Origin of the sequence: Streptomyces sp. PH10-H1 (assembly GCF_030063355.1) — a bacterium.
In the GTDB taxonomy this organism is placed as follows: Bacteria; Actinomycetota; Actinomycetes; order Streptomycetales; family Streptomycetaceae; genus Actinacidiphila.
In genome coordinates this window covers 1-17,015 of record NZ_JASISZ010000063.1, presented here as the reverse complement: position 1 = coordinate 17,015, position 17,015 = coordinate 1, and the positions used below count along the sequence as shown (strand labels likewise).

Below are 17,015 nucleotides of genomic sequence, written 5' to 3'. Positions count from 1 at the left end.
CTACTTCCGCTACGGTCCCTTCCGGGCGGCCGGGGCGAGCGAGCACGCGCTCTCATGTCCGCCGCGCCGTCGCAAGCCGGCCCGTCGTGCCGCACCGCCGGCCACCACATCGGACCAGCTCGCACAAGCCGCGTGCGTTCAGGTCTGATCGGCGAGATCGGCAACGGCTTCGGCGCACCCCCACGACAGAGTGACACCTGCACCCCCATGGCCGTAGCAGGCGATCACGGGGACAGGGTAGCCATCGACGTGTTCCAGGCGAATGGTGTCGCGAGCCGGGCGGAGACCAGTGGCGCGCGAGAGGATGGGCAGCCCGGCGAGCGCGGGCATCAGGGAAACCACGCGGCGCAGGATCGCCTGCTCCACCTCGGCCACGGGTTCGGTGACCCATGAACCCACCTGCGCCACCCCGCCACAGACGATGTCTTCACGACGGGGAACGATATATGTGAGGCCTGCGGGGTTGTCGACGTCGGTGATCCACTCGGTGATTCCTGGGTTGGCAAGACGGACGATCTGCCCCTGGACGGGAAACATCGAGTCGTCATTGAGCAGGACCCCGGAGCCCATCCCCGCGGCGACGACAACGAGGTCGGCATCGCCAGCGACGTCATCGACGGAGGCGACCGTGCGATCGACGAACCTCACCCCGAGGCTCGCGCAGCGCTTCTCCAGCCAAGGAAGGTAGTGCGGCATAGATATGACGGGCACGGTAGCCCGCACACCCGCCACTGCCTCGGAGGGCAGTTCGTCCGCAGTCGCTTCTTGGTGGTGCGGGACAACTTCGGTCCACGAGCGATCCGCCCCCATGTGTCGCTCGACCACGATGCCCTCTCGGAGATCGACACCAGCGGCACAATCGGTAGCAAGCTGCTCGAAACGCTTCCGGGCTCCAAGCAGCCAGGCCATGAGCGACGGTGACGCACCGCTCCGGTACGGAAACCACACCGCGGCCGCGACGCCCGACACGCTCTCTCCTGCGCTTCGATCAGCGATCACTGTGACGGCATTGCCGCGCAGGGCCAGATCGTGCGCGATGCTCAGACCGACGATCCCTGCTCCCACGACGTTGACGCGTCTGGACATCACCGCAGCACCCCCCAATGTCTCGATCTCGATACAGGAAAGTTCAGCGAGCCCACCATGTCCGCCGTCCATCGCGGCGTAACGCGTCACTTCCGGCAGCCCCGCCTTGATCGCACATACTTCCACACCAGATGCCTGGTTCAGGCTTCTCCTGATGGGACTCACTGCGTTGAGAAGAACGCTCTGACCCGGTCTTCGACGGGTCGGTCGTTGACGACACCGGAGCCCCGCGTGGGGTCACGGGCTACCGGCCGGTCCGGCGGATGGCGCGGATTCGCCGGGTGAGTCGAGTCGGGTCCCGTAGGCGAGGACGACGGCCTGGGCCCGGTCGCGCAGGGTCGGTTTGGCGAAGATCCGTGCCACATGGGTCTTGACCGTCGCCTCGCTGAGCGTCAGTTCCTGCGCCAGTTCGGTATCGGACGGGCCCCGGCCCATGAGCGTCAGCACCTCGCGTTCGCGTGGCGTCAGTGCGGCCAGGTCGCGGTGGGCGGCGGGGGCTATGGAGTCTGGAGCGGGCCCGGGGGCGCTGGACGCGACGTTCCACCAGGCGGCGGGTGATCGACGGCCCCGGATGCTGCTGCCATGACGTAGGGGGCCGTCACGGGTGCCGTGCGGGGTGCGTGCGCGGGGGATGGGCGTGTCATCCCGCTGAGGGTGGCTCTTCGGCCCGGACGTCGACGTGATCGCCGAATTTGGCGCCCAGTTCGTGTTTCGCCTGTTCAAGATTGCCGGTGACGCCAACCTCCACTACGCCCTTGGCATAGCTGTTTTCACTTCCGGCGCCAACTGACCAGATCTTGTAGCCCTTGGTGTGTCCCATCAGCGTTTCGAGGGCGCTTCGGGTGACCTGCATCGCCTTCTTGGACTGTGGCGCGTCGCGTAGTTCTGTTCGCACACCGCTATGGAGGCGAGTGATCGCGGCATCAAAGGACGGGTCTTTCGTGCGGTAGACGATGACACGGTCCCCTGGGCTGTCGACCACGAGCCCGGTGTAGGTGTCGGCGTATGAGGCACTCAGTCGATCGATCTCGTTCGCCGCCACATCCAATCTCTGCTGGTTGGCCGGCCCGGAGCTGTCACTCGACGGCTGGCTGGCGAGAGGCGTGCCGCTGGGTGAGGAGACGGTCCGAGCGGGTGTGGATGGCGAGGTAGTGGTGCCTGCGGTCTGCTGACCACAGGCACTCATGAGCAGAACGCCTGCTGCAGCCAGGCTCGTTGTCATCGCGTGTATAGAGGCTCGGGCGCGTGGCATTGCTTGACCCCTCACTTCGATAGTCGTCGTATGAAGGCTGATCCAGGAACTTGAGATCATCATCCACAACGGGGCTCATCCTGTCACCCAGGAGACTCACGGTCATCGAGATAGGCGGTTGGGTCAGTCAGCGTGGGGTGCCGATGCGACTGGACCGACCTGAGTCGAACGAAACCAAGACAGCCGCATTGGCTTACGGGGCGGTGAACATCGCGGATCCGTCATCCCCTTCAACGACTGCCGCGCCGTCGAAACGGGTACCGCACCGGGTGGCTGGTCAGCCTGCGCAGCTTCCCGAGCCCGGCGGGTCCTCCCATCGAAGGGCGGACGATGTCATGAACAGTGAGACGTCCCAACCGGCTGTCTGGGCACCGCGGATACCGGTGGCGATGCGGCGGGCGGAGCGGCGCAGGCGAGCACAAGTGTGCAAGGCAAATCGGTGAGTTGAGGAATCCGTCTCCGAACGCACAACAGCGGCCCGCGTCCGATGAAGGACTACGGGCCGCTCCTGGCACTTCCTCCGCACTGTCCTGGCCGGAGACGGCAGGATGCGGTGGGGTGCAGTGCGCCTGCACCTCCCTCCCTCCCCGCATTGACGCCGAGGCGGCCAGCATGATGGTCGAGAAACTGCACAGCCGTGAGCTACGGCCTCGGCGCCGCGGGACGTGCACTGTCAGCCGGCGGCCGGGCCGGTCCAGTCGGTGGCGACGTGGCCGAGGCGGACGCGCTGGGGATGGTAGCCGACGGGGACGGAGAGGACCTTCTGGCCGGTGGCGAAGTCGATCGCGGTTATCTGGTTCGCTCCGCTCTCGGAGATGATGCAGTACTTCCCGTCGCCGCTGACCGTGGCCCAGTACGGTTTCGACGCCGGGATGATCGGGCCCTCCTGCAGCGTGGTCCGGTCGATGACCGTCGCGTAGTCGTCCACGGTGCCGGCGACGCACAGCTTGGATCCGTCGGGACTCATCGACAGGCCGTGGTCACGGGAGTCGTTGGGCCAGGTGGTTCGGTCCGGATTGGTGGCCGGGTTCTCCGGCAGCGTCTTGACCCGGGTGATCTTGTCTGTGGCGACGGAGTATTCGACGAAGCCGTTGAAGAACGACACCTGGAAGTACAGCTTCGACCAGTCCGGGGAGAACGCCACCGGCCGGACGGAATTGGAGAGGTCCGAGCGGCCGAACGCGTTGAGGCGGGCCCGCATGTCGATGGTCCGGATCGGCTTGTACGTGGCGCCGTCGACGACGGTGATGTGCCGGTCGCCCTTGGTCCAGTCCCACAACGGGTCGTCGAGGCCGGTCTGGACCTCGCCGATCGACATGTTCCAGAGGTACTTTCCGTCATCCGTGAAGACATTTTCGTGCGGCTTGTCGCCGGTCTGGAACGAGCCGAGCTGCCGACCCGTCTGAATGTCGATCACGTAGGCCGAGTTCGCCAGGGAAGCGGAGACCACGACGCGCCGGCCGTCGGGGGAGAGCGCCATGTGATCGGCGCGGTAGCCGGCCACCTCGTAGCGCCAGTTGACCCTCCCTGTGGCAAGGTCGAGCGAGACCACGTCTCCGAAGCTGGGGCGGGAGACCACCACGGCCTTTCCGTCCGGCGTTGTGTACATGTCGTCGACGTACTGATCGTGGCCCTCACCGGGGCCCTGCTGGATGGCGAGGTAGACGGCGAGCCGCACCGGGTTCAGGTAGATCTCGGCGAGCCGCAGGTTCTTGTCGGGGATCACATTGAGGTGCCCGATCTTCGCGAATGTGCCGGTGGAGCGGACCACATCGGCGGTGCCGTCCCAGTTGTTGCCGACGAACAGCACCTCCTTGAGGGGATCCGAGGGACTGGTGCCGGCGCCGGCCGGGGCGGTGCACATGCCGGCGAGGGCCAGGGTTGCGGCGAGCAGCACGAGAGAGGTCCTCGGGCGCTTGAATACGGTCATGGAAACTCCGGGTGGCATTGGTGGGGGCTGCCGCCGCACTGGCCGGGCGGCACCGGCATGGTGGGACGCTCAACCGTCATGGCAGGTAGCTCGCAACCTGGGAGACGCCGTACATGGTCGTTCGTGGTTGTCCGGGGACAGCCCGATCAGGGGGTGCACGCGCTCCGACGAGTCGGCCATCGATGCCGTGAAGGCGTCGAACGAGTGGTGAGCGACCGGAAGTTCACTGCGGGCTGTGGCGGATCCGGGCGCCGTGACTGTCATGATGACGACAGCCACCGTCGCCAGGGGGGCGCTATGCCTGGAGCTCTTCACGGATGCACACCTTTGACGAGACGGGGGTTCCAGGTGGGGGGCCGGCGCTGCGAGAGGGACGGCCTCCCCGTCGCGGCACACTGGTGTTACTTTCCGGTAGTCCAAAGGAAACCAACGGGGCTCTCACCACCGATAGGCACCGGTCGCCAATGACATGACACTTGGTTGTGGATGGTCCCCAAGCGTCCCTGGATACCGGGCGGAGGCTGTAGAGCGTGGTGGCTGAACCGGGTCGCGGGGCCCTCACCGCGGTATTCCAGGCCATGGCTCTCGACCCTGCCGTGGTCGAGGAGGTCGTCGCGGCGGCGCGTGCCGACTCCGTGGAGGTGGCCAAGCTTCCGCCCGCGGAGAACCGGCGGCACGTCGAGGTGATGCTCGCTGCCGGGCTGGCAGCATTCGTACGGCCGGGAGAACCGAGCGAACCGGACTTCGAGGCGGCCGCCCTGCTGGGTGCCGACCGGGCCGCGCAGGGCGTGCCGCTCACCGCCCTGCTGCGCGGCGTCCAGGCGGGCCGGATCCGCGCGGTGCAGATCGCCATGGAGCGTGCCCGCGCGGCGGGCGTGCCGGCAGAGGTCATGCTGGAGGTCCTGCTGGAGTCGGACCGCTACACCGGTGCACTGGAACGACACGTCATCACCGGCTATCACGACGCCGAGTTGGAACTGGCACGCACGGCCCGCGACGCCCGCACGCAATTGCTGCGCCGGCTGCTGCTCAGCGACGCCTGCACTCTGTCAGCCGACGAACTGGCCGAGACCGGGCTGCTAGCGAAGGGGCAGTACCACTGTGTGCTGTCGGACGTAACCGACCCACTGCGAGCCCGAGCACTGGAGCGGCAGCTCGCCACCACCCCCGGCATATTCGGCCTGGTCGACGGCAAGCTGACCGGGATCGCCACCCGGCTCCCCACGTCCGGACTTCTCGACGCCCAGGCGCTGGTGGTGGTCGCGCCCCAGGCCCCATTGCACCGGATCCGCCCCCTGTACGCACTGAGTTTGAACGCTCTTGGCACCGCGGATGAGTTGGGGTTGCGCGGTCTGCACCACGTCACCGACCTTGCCGGGCAGAGCGCACTCGCCGCCCAGCCCGCCATGGCGGACTTGCTGAGCCGGACCCTCCTCGGCGCACTCGACCCGTCGGAGAACTTCCACCGGCAACTCGCGGCCACCGTGCTCGCCTATCTCGATCACGGGCAGCGGTTCGACCGTACTGCGACAGCCCTGCACGTCCACCCGAACACCATCCGCTACCGGCTCACCCGCTTCGAGGAGATGGTCGGAAGCTCGCTGGAGGTCGTCACCGTGGAGAGCCGGACTGCCGTCATGGACACGCTGCACTGGTGGTGGGCGCTGCGGACCTGGCTCGAGCGGCGCTGACCTGCAATCACCATTTGCCCCCGTGGGCTGTGGCCGGTTGTCCGAGTACGACTCGCCCCGGTGCCAGGGGTTCAGCGGGTACCCGCCCACGCGGCAGGAGACACCATCGAGTACCCGCTCGCCGCACAGCCCCAAGCCTTCAGGCGGAGGATCCGGGGACCTCTTCGTCCTGCGCTCGCCGGGCGGGCAGAGCTGAGAGCGGGTGGCTGCCTCTCCAGGAGATGTTCCTACTTCCAGGTGATGCCCTTGCCCAGGGTGAAGGGAGCGGCCCAGTACTCGGCCGAGGTGACCTCAGCCGAGGCCGACGGTGCCAAGGCGACCGCGCAGCCGGATTGCGTATGGCCGTTGGTGAAGCCCCTGGGCAGGATGGCGTTCGGACACCTTTCGAACTGACCGATGGTCAGGAGGTCCTGGGCTTCGCTGCCATCCGCGAGCAGCCCCTTGAGGTGTCCCACCGAGGCGAAGGACAGATCGGTGGAACCGCTGTTCCTGACCGAGTAGTGGATGTAGTAGGGCACCTTTCCCTTCACCTGGTCGCCGAGATGGAATGAGTTCAGGTCGGCGGCCTGGCCCTGTTCGATCGAAGTGACGGTGAGAGCGATCGTGCCCTGGGTGCTGCCGGAGCTGAACGGTATCTGCGCCGGCTCCCCGATCTTGAAGCTCTGCCCCGCCTTCGCCACCTCGCCGACCTGGTACCTGCCAGTCGGGGCGGCCAGGCTCAGCTGGGCCGGGTAGGCGGCCGGCGCGGGTGCCGCGGCCGCCTCTGCGGGAAGAACGGCGGTCAGGGTGCTGATCGTGATGACCGCGCAGGCTGCTGCGGCCCGCAGGCCGCGACGCCGGTTGGTGCGCTGCTTGATCGGCTGTTCCTTCGTCATGTCGCTTATGTTGCAAGGTCACGAGTTGCCAGCACCATCGGGATGACCCCCGACGTTCCGGTAGGGGCAACCCTAGGGTTGCCCTGGCCGGTCCCTGTCGCCCCGCCCGACCGCGAGGCGAGGGCCGCCGCGCGGCAGCCGTCCCAGGGCGCGCAGCTCTACGCACCCACCGGTACATCCCAGGCCCCTCGCGCAGCTGCTCGTCGATGCCCACCACCTGGAGATCCGCCGCGCTGTACCTCCTCTGCGCCATGGCCCCACGCTACCGCCGAGCTGAGACCACATCCTGCGGACCATGGCCGCGCACAAGGTCCGCCGGCTGCCGGTCATCGACGGCCACCGCCTGATCGGCATCGTCGCTCTGGCCGACATCGCCCGAGTCCTGCCCGACCCAGAGGCAGATATACGGCCGTGCTTCATTCAAGCTGCTGAAGCCCGGCCCCCATCCGCCGTGCTGGCCTGGCTGGCCAGACGCCGACTCCTGCGCAACCGCGAAGACCTCACCGACAGGCAGTTCACCCCATGTGGAACGCACTCATCGACGCGTGCCCGATCGGGATGACGCTCCTGACCGCCTGGATCGCGAAAGCGGCGGCGGGACCTGCTCGCGACCGCCCGCACCAGTGCAGACCGAGACCGCGCCGGCCACCTGCGCTGGAAGTTCCTGACCTGGTGTGCGGACTCCGACATCCTCGAAGTCCGGCAACTCGCCGCCGCCGTGGACCGCTGGTGGCCCGAGATCGAAGCGTTCATCGCCACCGGCCACAGCAACGCCGAGAGCGAGGGCATCAACCGCGTCATCAAGCTCGTCGTCCGAGCCGCCCACGGGTTCCGCAACCCCGCCAACCAGCGCCTGCGCACACGCTGCGTCACCACCCGCCGAGCCCGCGGACAAGTCCGCTCCGCTCAACTTTGAAGAGCCGTCAACGCTCGTTCAGCCGCGATACGGGCCGTTCCCTGCCCGGCTACTCCCGCCTCGTCAACTCCCGTCCCTGCCAGCCGAGTGGGACGAGTCGAAGCAGATGAGAGAACTCGTCTCACGCTGTCCGCGAGGGCCTCGGTCAGGTGCCGACGTAGGCCGCGAGGTGCTCGCCGGTGAGGGTGGGGCGGGCGGCGACGAGGTCGGCGGGTGTGCCCTCGAAGACGATCCGGCCGCCGTCGTGGCCGGCGCCGGGGCCGAGGTCGATGATCCAGTCGGCGTGCGCCATGACCGCCTGGTGATGCTCGATGACGATGACCGACTTGCCGGAGTCGACGAGCCGGTCGAGCAGGCCGAGTAGCTGCTCGACGTCGGCGAGGTGGAGACCGGCGGTCGGCTCGTCGAGGACGTAGACGCCGCCCTTCTCGCCCATGTGTGTGGCCAGCTTGAGCCGCTGCCGCTCGCCGCCGGACAGCGTGGTGAGCGGCTGGCCGAGGCTGAGGTAGCCGAGCCCGACGTCGGCCAGCCGCTGCAGGACCTTGTGCGCGGTCGGCGTGCGCGCGTCGCCGGCGCCGAAGAACTCCTCGGCCGCGGTCACCGACATCGCGAGCACCTCGCTGATGTCGCGGCCGCCGAGGTGGTGGTCCAGCACCGATGCCTCGAACCGCTTCCCCTCGCACTCCTCGCAGGTGGTGGCGACGCCGGCCATCATCGCCAGGTCGGTGTAGATGACGCCGGCGCCGTTGCAGTTGGGGCAGGCGCCCTCCGAGTTGGCGCTGAACAGCGCCGGCTTCACGCCGTTGGCCTTCGCGAACGCCTTGCGGATCGGGTCGAGCAGTCCGGTGTACGTCGCCGGGTTGCTCCGTCGCGAGCCGCGGATCGCGGCCTGGCCAACCGACACCACCCCGTCCTGCCCGGACACCGAGCCGTGGATCAGTGAGCTCTTGCCCGAGCCCGCCACCCCGGTGATGGCGACCAGCACGCCGAGCGGGATGTCGACGTCGACGTCCTGCAGATTGTTGGTGCCGGCGCCGCGCACCTTCAGCGCCCCCGACGGCGTCCGCACCGATGGCTTCAGGGAGGCGCGGTCGTCCAGGTGCCGCCCGGTGATCGTGCCACTGGCCCGCAGCCCCTCGACGGTGCCCTCGAACATCACCTCGCCGCCCTCGGTGCCGGCGCGCGGGCCGAGGTCGACAACGTGGTCGGCGATCGCGATCGCCTCCGGCTTGTGCTCCACGACCAGCACGGTGTTGCCCTTGTCGCGCAGCCGCAGCAGCAGCTCGTTCATCCGCTGGATGTCGTGGGGGTGCAGCCCGATCGTCGGCTCGTCGAAGACGTAGGTGACGTCGGTGAGCGAGGAGCCGAGGTGGCGGATCATCTTGGTCCGCTGCGCCTCGCCGCCCGAGAGCGTGCCCGACGGGCGGTCGAGGCTGAGGTAGCCGAGCCCGATCTCGACGAACGAGTCGAGGGTCTCCCCCAACGACGCAAGCAGCGGCGCAACAGATGGTTCGTCCAGACCGCGCACCCACCCGGCGAGGTCGCTGATCTGCATCGCGCAGGCGTCGGCGATGTTGATCTTCTTGATCTTCGACGACCGAGCCGCCTCGCTGAGCCGGGTGCCACCGCACTCGGGGCAGGCGGTGAACGTCACCGCCCGCTCCACGAAGGCGCGCACGTGCGGCTGCAGTGAGTCGACGTCCTTGGACAGCATCGACTTCTGGATCTTCGGGATCAGGCCCTCGTACGTCAGGTTGATGTTGTCGACCTTGATCTTGGTCGGCTCCTTGTGGAGGAGGTCGTGGAGCTCCTTCTTGGTGAACTTGCGGATCGGCTTGTCCGGGTCGAAGAAGCCGCAGCCGCTGAAGATGCGGCCGAACCAGCCGTCGCTGCTGTAGCCGGGGATCGTGAGCGCACCCTCGTTGAGCGACTTGCTGTCGTCGTACAGCGCAGACAGGTCGAAGTCGGTGACCGAGCCCCGGCCCTCGCAGCGCGGACACATGCCGCCGGTGATGCTGAAGGCGCGACGCTCCTTCACGGTCCGTCCGGCGCGCTCCAGGGTGACCGCACCCGCTCCACTGATCGAGGCGACGTTGAAGGAGAACGCTTTGGGCGAGCCGATGTGCGGCTTCCCGAGTCGGCTGAAGAGGATGCGCAGCATCGCGTTGGCGTCGGTGGCGGTGCCGACCGTGGAGCGGGCGTCGCCACCCATCCGCTCCTGGCCGACGATGATCGCGGTCGTCAGCCCGTCGAGTACGTCGACTTCGGGCCGCGCCAGCGTCGGCATGAAGCCCTGCACGAAGGCGCTGTAGGTCTCGTTGATCATCCGCTGCGAATCCGCGGCGATCGTGCCGAACACCAGAGAGCTCTTGCCCGAGCCGGAGACGCCGGTGAACACCGTCAGCCGGCGCTTCGGGAGCTCGACGCTGACGTCCTTGAGGTTGTTCACGCGCGCGCCGTGCACGCGGATCAGATCGTGGCTGTCGGCAACGTGCAGCACAGGAGACTGCGTCTTCGTCCTCGTGGTCATGCTCTTCGTGTCTCCATCTGTTGGGCGGGGCCGCCTTCGCGGTCTCCGTCGGCGTCGCCTGACTCGATCCGACCAGCTTCGAGCAGTACGTCCGGTTCTCCTTCGCGTCGGCCCGTGGAGCCTCTGGGCCCTGGCCACGCGGCGCGCCCGGCCGAGGCGTCAGACCAACCAGCGGCCGTCGCGCATCAGCTCGCGGTCGGGCATCTCGTTCACCTCGCGCCAAGCCTGGATACGGCGCGGCGAGATACGGAACCAGCGGTACGGCGTGGTCGGCGCACGCGGATCGAAGCCGGTGCGCGCGGGAGCGGGGTCGGCAGTCATCGGTCCTGAAGCAGCCCGAGGACATTGCCATCGGGGTCGGTGACGGTGGCCACCAGGCGGCCGCCACCGACGTCGTGCGCGGGCTCCTTCACAGTGGCACCGGCGGCGGTCACCTCGGCCAGCTTCGCCTCGAGGTCCGGCACGTGCCAGTAGGTCACCGGTGAGGTCATGCCCTGCGGTCCACCGCCTGGTACCAGGCCGATGTGCTGGCCCGCGGCCTCGAAGCCGACGTAGTAGGACTCGTCGGTCTGCGGCGGTACGCCGAGCAGGGCGGCGTACACCGCCTTGGCCGTCGCCAGGTCGGACACGGGATGCAGTACGGTCTTGATTCCCTGGGTGGAAGAGCCGGTCATGGTCACTCCTGGAGGCGTGGGTCACATCGACCCGGTGTGTACGGTCGTGTCAACACGAACGGCGAGGCGCAAAATCGGCAGTCGGCACCAAAAGTCTGCACCCCACGAGGTCGGCGGCCGGCGGATCTGCACCCCACGGGGTCGGCGGCCGGCGGCTCCAGGACGATCGACGTGCCGGGCTGGTCGGCGGGGCCACCATGATCCAGCGCATCCCGTCGTATGCGACCTCGTTGCGGACCTCGAAGCCGGTGGTGTCGCGCTAGAAGGCCAGGGAGGCGTCCGGGTCGTCGTGCGGGAGGAAGGTCTGGTGAATCGTGATGTCCATGACGGTCATGCTATGTGCGGCTCGGTGACCGGCGCTTCTCCAAAACTGCTCACTTTCGGCCGGCCCTCCACGCCGCAGGGCGGCCGAGCCAGGCCCTCGGCTCGGTGCTCGAACCTGATCGCGGATCGCTTCCGAACCGACGAAGTGATCCGCTGTGAGGCAGCTCTGGGCGGCAATGCCGCCTCCCTGACCTCGCTCGACGCACCCACCCGGTGGGGGATCCCTCACCGTGCACCGAAAGCCCGGAACGTAGCGGCGGAAGCGACCTGGGGGGCCTGATGAGGAAGGTGCACCCAGAGCGCGACTGCGCTCCACCACCGACGTGCGGGAATGCGGCGGCTGGTCAGCTGTTGGTCAGGGTCGGCTGGGTCCGCGATAAGGCAGCGTCTGGCTGTAGACGACGCTGGTGGTCGTGCTGCCGAAGCCGGCCAGCTCGTCCATGAGTGTCTCCAGATGCTCCATGGAGGTCGCGGCCATCTTCAGGGTGTAACAGTCGTCGCCGGTGGTGCGCAGGCACTCCAGGATCTCCCGTCGCTCGGCGAGCAGCCGGCGCAACGGTTGGTGGTGGTTGCCTGGGTACTTCAACCGGACGATGGCCAGCACGGGGTAGCCGACCTTGGCCAGGTCGACCACGGCGTGGTAGCCGGTGATGACGCCCATCGCCTCCAGTTGCCGCACCCGTTCCGTGGTCGCCGACGAGCTGAGGCTGACGCGCCGCCCCAACTCGCTGAGGGAGATGCGCGCCTCCTGTTGAAACTGGTCGATGATCGCCCAGTCGACGTCGTCAAGATTCACTGCCATATCGCGATCCTACCGGCAAATTAACGAGAAGATACGTAGATGGCCGGGAGAAGATGCTTCCACATTCCTTGATCGCCGGGATAGCCTACGATCATGCATCTTGGCGTCAACGTACCGAACTTCGGGCCTGGAACCGATCCTGGCGTGCTGCGCGAGTGGGCGCGGATCGTGGAGGGGCTCGGCTTCGATCTCCTCATGGTGTCGGATCACGTGGCCGTCACCCCGGACGTGGCCGAGCGGTACCCGGCGCCGTTCTACGAGCCGTTCACCACACTGTCCTGGCTGGCCGGCATCACCACCAGGCTGCGGCTGGGTACGACGGTGCTCGTCCTGCCCTACCGGCATCCGCTGCTGGTGGCACGCATGGCCGCCAACCTCAACCAGCTCAGCGGCGGCCGGCTCGTGCTCGGGGTGGGCGTCGGCTGGGCACGCCAGGAGTTCGACGCGCTCGGCGTGCCGTTCACCGCGCGCGGCAGGCTCACCGACGAGCACCTGGTCACCCTGCGGAAAGCCTGGCGCGCGGAGGCCGGCGACCACGCCACCTCGGTACCCATCTGGGTCGGCGGCAACAGCGAGGCGGCGATCCGACGCGCCATCAGGTTCGGTGACGCCTGGCACCCACTGCGGGTCACCCTTCCGTGGCTGCGCTCGGCCCTGACGAACCACTCGCTGCCGGCGTTCGCGCCGCGCATCGCCCTGCGACTGACCACCACACCGATCAACGACCCCGAGCGGCTCGCCGGCACCGGCACCATCGAGCAGATCCTCGACGATCTCGACCAGCTTCACCGGCTCGGCGCCGACACCGTCCTACTCGACACCTACCACGGAGATCCGGAGGACATCCGCCGGCCCCAAGCGGCCTGGCAGGCGCTCACCACCGTGGCCACACACTGGAAGGCACCATCGTGATCACCACTGCCGACGAGGATCTCCTGCGGCGCGCGATCGGCATCGCGGCCCGCGCCACCACCCTGGGCGATGCGCCGTACGGCTCCCTGCTGGCCGGCCCGGACGGCGCGATCCTCGCCGAAGCCCACAACACGGTGCGGCGCGACAATGACATCAGCGCCCACCCGGAACTGAAACTGGCCCGTTGGGCGGCCCGCGAACTCGATCACCACACGGCCGCACGCACCACCATGTACACCAGCTGCCAGCCATGCGCCATGTGCGCCGGCGGCATCGTCCGCTCCGGACTCGGCCGTGTCGTCTATGCGCTCTCCACCGAGCAACTCATCGAACTCAACCCGAAGTCAGGCGCCTGGCCGACGGTAGCGCAGGACGGCCCGGCCCTGTTCGACGAGGCGCGCGCCCCCATCGACGACTACTACCGGCCATAACTCCGTCAGCGCGCGCCCACACCGCACACGCGACCACGCCGCCGCCAGGGCCGGCTCCCCCGGGCAATCTGGCCGGAGTGAGTCAGCTTGGATTCAGGCTGGGAGGCTGTGCTTGTCCTGGTAGCTGGCCTGGTGGGTGCGCTGGTGTTCCTGCTTGAGGTGCCGGGCGAAGTAGGTGACGAAGTCGCCGTTGCTGATCAGGGCCCTGAGTTTGAGGACGGCTTCGGCGCCGCACCCACGAGGGCCTGGCCGCCGCCAGAGCCCGCGGCCGTACGGGCGGGCGCCCCACCGTCGTCAACGAGGACCACGTCGGCGCCGCCCGCGAGATGCTGCCCAACCCGGACCAACAGCGTGACCACCATCGCCAAGATCCTTGGCGTCTCCGTCGGCACCCTCTACAGCCACATCCCGAGCTCAAGCGGCCGCAACCGGCTGAATCCTATGGGGAGACGGCGGCGAGGACGGAGTCGGCAACGGAGGTGCGGGCGTAGAGCACGGAGCGGCCGGCTCGGTGGGCGCTGACCAGGCCTGCGGCGCGCAGCGCGGTCAGATGCTGGGAGACCCCGGGTGCGGAGATGCCGGTGCGGTGAGCCAGTTCGGTGGTGGAGGCCGGAGTCTCCAGTTCGGTCAGCAGCAGGGTCCGCGAGCGGCCGAGTACGCCGGCGATGGCGTCGGTCCTGGTGGTGGGCCGGGCTTCCCACAGGGAGCCGACGCCGCGCGCTGGATAGGCGAGCTGCGGCGGGTCCGGCGGCGTCACCCGGGTGCGCAAGCCCGGTCCGGTGAAAGCCGAGGGAACAAGCAGCAGCCCTGCGCCCGCCGTCATCCTGGACAGGGGTTGCTTTCGGCGGACCAGTTGCAGCGCGTTGTCGTCCCAGCTCACCGAGGTGTGCAGATCGTTGAAGAGGTGGCCCGCGCCATGCTCCGCGACCTGCCGGGCCCGGTAGAAGACATCGGCGTCGAGCACCGCCCGGATCCGCGCCCAGTAGGGGGCGAGCGCCAGCTCCCAGTACGCCTCGATCTCCTCCGCGACCTGGACCAGGCGGGCCTGCGGCTCGGCGTACAGGGACCGCAGCCGGCGGCCGAGACGCCCCTGATGGCGCCTCAGGTGGTCGAGATCCCGGCGTACCCGGTCCACGGGAGCGGACAGAATCCCGGCCAGCTCCACCGCCAGCGTGGGCCCCGGCCCGGAGGGCGCCGGGTTGAGGAAGTCGGGGACGTAACCCGAGGGTGGGATCAGCTCGGCCAGCCAGCCCCGGTCCAGCCCTGCGGCCGCCATCCGTGGCCGCACCTGCTCGACCCACGACCGGTGCACCGGATGCGCAGAACCGGATGTCAACAGCCGGAAGCTGGGCGCGACCTCCCACATCGGCGAGACGGCAAACCGCATCTGCGCCAGATCGGCCGCCGAAAACACCAGCTCCGCCAGAATGACCACCTCAAGGATTCAGGCGTGCCTTAATCAATGGCGCCCAGCCTACCGGGTGGAGATCATTCCGCCATGACCTCGAAGACGATCACCGCAGCAGCATCAGGCACCTGGACACTTGGCGACTTGGTGGTCAACCGGATCGGGTTCGGCGCGATGCGCCTGACACAGAACGGCGAGGCGTTCGCGGCCGATGCCGTCCCGAGCGATCGCGGCCGGGCGATCAGTGTGCTGCGCCGCGCGGTTGAGCTCGGGGTGAACCACATCGACACCGCCGCGTACTATTTCTCGGCGCTGCGCTCCGCCAACGAGCTGATCAACCAGGCACTGGCCCCCTACCCGGATGATCTCGTCATCACCACCAAGGTCGGGCCGGGCCGGGATCCGTCGGGCGAGTGGCTGCCCCATGCCACTCCCCAGCAGCTGCGCGGCCAGGTGGAGGAGAACCTGCGCCAACTCGGCCGTGATCATCTCGACGTGGTGAACCTGCGCATCGTCGGCACCGATTCGATCGCCGAACGCTTCGGCGCCCTGGCCGACCTGCGCGACGCGGGACTCATCCGCCACCTGGGCCTCGCCAACGTGTGCCCCAAACACCTTTCCGAGGCTCAGGCCATCGCGCCGGTGGTCTGCGTCCAGAACATGTACGGCCTCGGTACCCGGCCCGAGCAGCAGGAGCTCCTGCGTACCTGCGGTGAGCGGGGTGTTGCGTTCGTGCCGTTCTATTCGATCGCCGGCTCCGGGCGCGAAGCGGGCGCGAGCGGCGCCGACAGTGACGAGGTGCTTGCCGTCGCGCGCGCGCACAGGGCGAGCGCGGCGCAGGTCCAGATCGCGTGGACACTGCACCGCGGGGCGCACGTGCTGGCCATCCCCGGTACCGGCAACCCGGATCACCTGGCCGCCAACGTGGCCGCTGGCGCGCTGCGCCTCTCCGAGGACGAACTGGCCATCCTGGACTCCCTCCACCAGAGCGGAGCATGAGCGAAAGCATCCGACTACTTGGTCGGGGTCTGTACGGTTAACGGTGTAACTCCCGAGCTGGAAGCGACAGTTGATGGCTGACGTGATGAGTGACATCGAGGCCGGGGAGGCCGCCGTGGATGCTGTGGATGACGGTCTGGTTGCCGAGCTGGTGGCCCGGGCCCAGGCCGACGGGGTGAAGCTGACCGGGGAGGGCGGGCTGCTGGCCGAGCTGACCCGGCGGGTGCTGGAGTCGGCGCTGGAGGGCGAGCTCACCGGCCATCTGGGGCACGAGCCCGGCGAGCGGGCCGAGGGCGGGCGGGAGAACTACCGCAACGGCCACCGGTCCAAGACGGTGACCACCGAGGCCGGGCCCGTTCAGATCGCGGTCCCGCGAGATCGGGCAGGCACGTTCGAGCCGCAGCTGGTCAAGAAGCGCCAGCGGAGGCTGGGCGGGGTGGACGAGATGGTCCTGTCGCTGTCCGCGAAGGGCCTCACGCACGGGGAGATCTCCGCGCACCTGGCCGAGGTCTACGGCACCGAGGTCTCCAAGAGCACGATCTCCACGATCACCGACAGTGTGATGGCCGGCATGGCCGAATGGCAGAACCGGCCGCTGGACCGCGTCTACCCGGTCGTCTTCATCGACTGCGTGAACGTGAAGGTCAGGGACGGGCAGGTCGCCAACCGGCCCGTCTATATGGCCCTGGCGGTAACCGCCGAGGGCCACCGCGACATCCTCGGCCTGTGGGTCGGCGACGGCGGCGAGGGCGCGAAGTACTGGCTGCAGGTCCTCACCGAGATCAAGAACCGCGGCGCGGACGACGTGCTGATGCTGGTCTGCGACGGCCTGACCGGACTGCCCGACGCGGTGAACACGGTCTGGCCTGCAACAATCGTCCAAACCTGTGTGGTTCACCTGCTGCGCAACAGCTTCCGATATGCGGCGCGCCAGGACTGGGACAAGATCGCGAAGGCGCTCAAGCCCGTCTACACCGCACCCACCGAGGACGCAGCCCTGGAACGCTTCATGGAGTTCAGTGAAACCTGGGGCAAGAAGTACCCGGCGGTCGTGCGGCTGTGGGAAGTCGGGTTCATACTGCCTGTCCTGTTTCGTAGTTGGGGTTTGTGCGCTTGAGGTGGGAGGACGTGGCGACGCGGTTGTGCCAGTAGTCCTCGGTCTGGGGGTTCCAGGTGATGCACCAG

The 17,015-nt window shown here is 68.2% G+C and carries 14 protein-coding genes and 4 pseudogenes; 7 read left to right on the top strand and 11 right to left on the bottom strand.

What is annotated here, in order from left to right; genetic code table 11:
• Nucleotides 1-138 precede the first annotated feature (138 nt).
• The 4 genes from QMK24_RS30255 to QMK24_RS30240 all read right to left on the bottom strand — a co-directional run bounded on the left by QMK24_RS30255 (nt 139) and on the right by QMK24_RS30240 (nt 4,268).
• The gene (locus QMK24_RS30255) at nt 139-1,251 is read right to left on the bottom strand and encodes an FAD-dependent oxidoreductase (RefSeq protein ID WP_283470010.1); all 1,113 of its coding nucleotides are present in this window, start codon (nt 1,249-1,251) and stop codon (nt 139-141) included.
• Nucleotides 1,252-1,323: 72 nt separating this feature from the next.
• Complete coding sequence (locus tag QMK24_RS41565; RefSeq protein WP_349307937.1) at nt 1,324-1,521, bottom strand: response regulator transcription factor; 198 nt, start codon at nt 1,519-1,521, stop codon at nt 1,324-1,326.
• A gap of 205 nt (nt 1,522-1,726) precedes the next feature.
• Nucleotides 1,727-2,308: a hypothetical protein gene (locus QMK24_RS30245; RefSeq protein WP_283470009.1), complete on the bottom strand. Its 582-nt coding sequence runs from the start codon at nt 2,306-2,308 to the stop codon at nt 1,727-1,729.
• Between the two features lie 703 nt (nt 2,309-3,011).
• On the bottom strand, nt 3,012-4,268 hold the full coding sequence (locus QMK24_RS30240; RefSeq protein ID WP_502962674.1) for a YncE family protein: 1,257 nt from the start codon (nt 4,266-4,268) through the stop codon (nt 3,012-3,014).
• A gap of 578 nt (nt 4,269-4,846) precedes the next feature.
• Here QMK24_RS30240 and QMK24_RS30235 point away from each other — a divergent pair.
• Nucleotides 4,847-5,959 carry a PucR family transcriptional regulator gene (locus QMK24_RS30235; RefSeq protein WP_283470008.1) on the top strand — a complete coding sequence of 371 codons (1,113 nt, stop codon included), beginning with the start codon at nt 4,847-4,849 and terminating at the stop codon, nt 5,957-5,959.
• A gap of 227 nt (nt 5,960-6,186) precedes the next feature.
• On the opposite strand, the gene QMK24_RS30230 is transcribed toward QMK24_RS30235, so the two are convergent.
• Nucleotides 6,187-6,834: a hypothetical protein gene (locus QMK24_RS30230; protein ID WP_283470007.1), complete on the bottom strand. Its 648-nt coding sequence runs from the start codon at nt 6,832-6,834 to the stop codon at nt 6,187-6,189.
• 277 nt (nt 6,835-7,111) lie between these two features.
• Here QMK24_RS30230 and QMK24_RS30225 point away from each other — a divergent pair.
• Together QMK24_RS30225 and QMK24_RS30220 are read left to right on the top strand one after the other, a co-directional pair.
• Nucleotides 7,112-7,231 (top strand): annotated as a pseudogene (locus QMK24_RS30225) (CBS domain-containing protein); the annotation flags it as partial.
• Between the two features lie 204 nt (nt 7,232-7,435).
• On the top strand, nt 7,436-7,750 hold the full coding sequence (locus tag QMK24_RS30220; RefSeq protein WP_283470048.1) for a transposase: 315 nt from the start codon (nt 7,436-7,438) through the stop codon (nt 7,748-7,750).
• 145 nt (nt 7,751-7,895) lie between these two features.
• Here the strand turns inward: QMK24_RS30220 and QMK24_RS30215 are convergent, their stop codons facing one another.
• From QMK24_RS30215 to QMK24_RS30195, 5 genes and pseudogenes are all read right to left on the bottom strand, one after another.
• The gene (locus tag QMK24_RS30215) at nt 7,896-10,280 is read right to left on the bottom strand and encodes an ATP-binding cassette domain-containing protein (RefSeq protein ID WP_283470006.1); all 2,385 of its coding nucleotides are present in this window, start codon (nt 10,278-10,280) and stop codon (nt 7,896-7,898) included.
• Nucleotides 10,281-10,439: 159 nt separating this feature from the next.
• A pseudogene (locus tag QMK24_RS30210) lies at nt 10,440-10,592 on the bottom strand (pyridoxamine 5'-phosphate oxidase family protein); the annotation flags it as partial.
• 5 nt (nt 10,593-10,597) lie between these two features.
• Nucleotides 10,598-10,954 (bottom strand): VOC family protein, encoded by a 357-nt coding sequence (locus QMK24_RS30205; RefSeq protein WP_283470005.1) that lies wholly within the window; start codon nt 10,952-10,954, stop codon nt 10,598-10,600.
• Between the two features lie 137 nt (nt 10,955-11,091).
• Nucleotides 11,092-11,279: pseudogene (locus QMK24_RS30200) on the bottom strand (VOC family protein); the annotation flags it as partial.
• A gap of 354 nt (nt 11,280-11,633) precedes the next feature.
• The gene (locus tag QMK24_RS30195; protein ID WP_283470004.1) at nt 11,634-12,080 is read right to left on the bottom strand and encodes an Lrp/AsnC family transcriptional regulator; all 447 of its coding nucleotides are present in this window, start codon (nt 12,078-12,080) and stop codon (nt 11,634-11,636) included.
• Nucleotides 12,081-12,173: 93 nt separating this feature from the next.
• Between QMK24_RS30195 and QMK24_RS30190 the strand changes: the two genes are divergently transcribed.
• Nucleotides 12,174-12,992, top strand: a complete 819-nt coding sequence (locus tag QMK24_RS30190; RefSeq protein WP_283470003.1) for an LLM class flavin-dependent oxidoreductase — start codon at nt 12,174-12,176, stop codon at nt 12,990-12,992.
• A complete protein-coding gene (locus QMK24_RS30185; protein ID WP_283470002.1) occupies nt 12,989-13,423 on the top strand; it encodes a nucleoside deaminase in 435 nt (144 codons plus the stop codon). Before QMK24_RS30190 ends, QMK24_RS30185 begins: the two co-directional genes overlap by 4 nt.
• A 439-nt stretch (nt 13,424-13,862) precedes the next feature.
• On the opposite strand, the gene QMK24_RS30180 is transcribed toward QMK24_RS30185, so the two are convergent.
• A complete protein-coding gene (locus QMK24_RS30180; protein WP_283470047.1) occupies nt 13,863-14,852 on the bottom strand; it encodes an ArsR/SmtB family transcription factor in 990 nt (329 codons plus the stop codon).
• A gap of 69 nt (nt 14,853-14,921) precedes the next feature.
• Here QMK24_RS30180 and QMK24_RS30175 point away from each other — a divergent pair, with 69 nt between their 5' ends.
• Together QMK24_RS30175 and QMK24_RS30170 are read left to right on the top strand one after the other, a co-directional pair.
• On the top strand, nt 14,922-15,830 hold the full coding sequence (locus QMK24_RS30175) for an aldo/keto reductase (protein WP_283470001.1): 909 nt from the start codon (nt 14,922-14,924) through the stop codon (nt 15,828-15,830).
• Nucleotides 15,831-15,903: 73 nt separating this feature from the next.
• Nucleotides 15,904-16,896: pseudogene (locus QMK24_RS30170) on the top strand (IS256 family transposase); the annotation flags it as partial.
• Between the last annotated feature and the right edge of the window lie 119 nt (nt 16,897-17,015).

Coding starts and splice junctions, on each gene's coding strand:
- QMK24_RS30195 (WP_283470004.1), bottom strand. CDS start 12,080: ATGGCAGTGAATCTTGACGACGTCGACTGGGCGATCATCGACCAGTTT.
- QMK24_RS30205 (WP_283470005.1), bottom strand. CDS start 10,954: ATGACCGGCTCTTCCACCCAGGGAATCAAGACCGTACTGCATCCCGTG.
- QMK24_RS30245 (WP_283470009.1), bottom strand. CDS start 2,308: ATGACAACGAGCCTGGCTGCAGCAGGCGTTCTGCTCATGAGTGCCTGT.
- QMK24_RS41565 (WP_349307937.1), bottom strand. CDS start 1,521: ATGGGCCGGGGCCCGTCCGATACCGAACTGGCGCAGGAACTGACGCTC.
- QMK24_RS30235 (WP_283470008.1), top strand. CDS start 4,847: ATGGCTCTCGACCCTGCCGTGGTCGAGGAGGTCGTCGCGGCGGCGCGT.
- QMK24_RS30230 (WP_283470007.1), bottom strand. CDS start 6,834: ATGACGAAGGAACAGCCGATCAAGCAGCGCACCAACCGGCGTCGCGGC.
- QMK24_RS30215 (WP_283470006.1), bottom strand. CDS start 10,280: ATGACCACGAGGACGAAGACGCAGTCTCCTGTGCTGCACGTTGCCGAC.
- QMK24_RS30190 (WP_283470003.1), top strand. CDS start 12,174: ATGCATCTTGGCGTCAACGTACCGAACTTCGGGCCTGGAACCGATCCT.
- QMK24_RS30175 (WP_283470001.1), top strand. CDS start 14,922: ATGACCTCGAAGACGATCACCGCAGCAGCATCAGGCACCTGGACACTT.
- QMK24_RS30240 (WP_502962674.1), bottom strand. CDS start 4,268: ATGACCGTATTCAAGCGCCCGAGGACCTCTCTCGTGCTGCTCGCCGCA.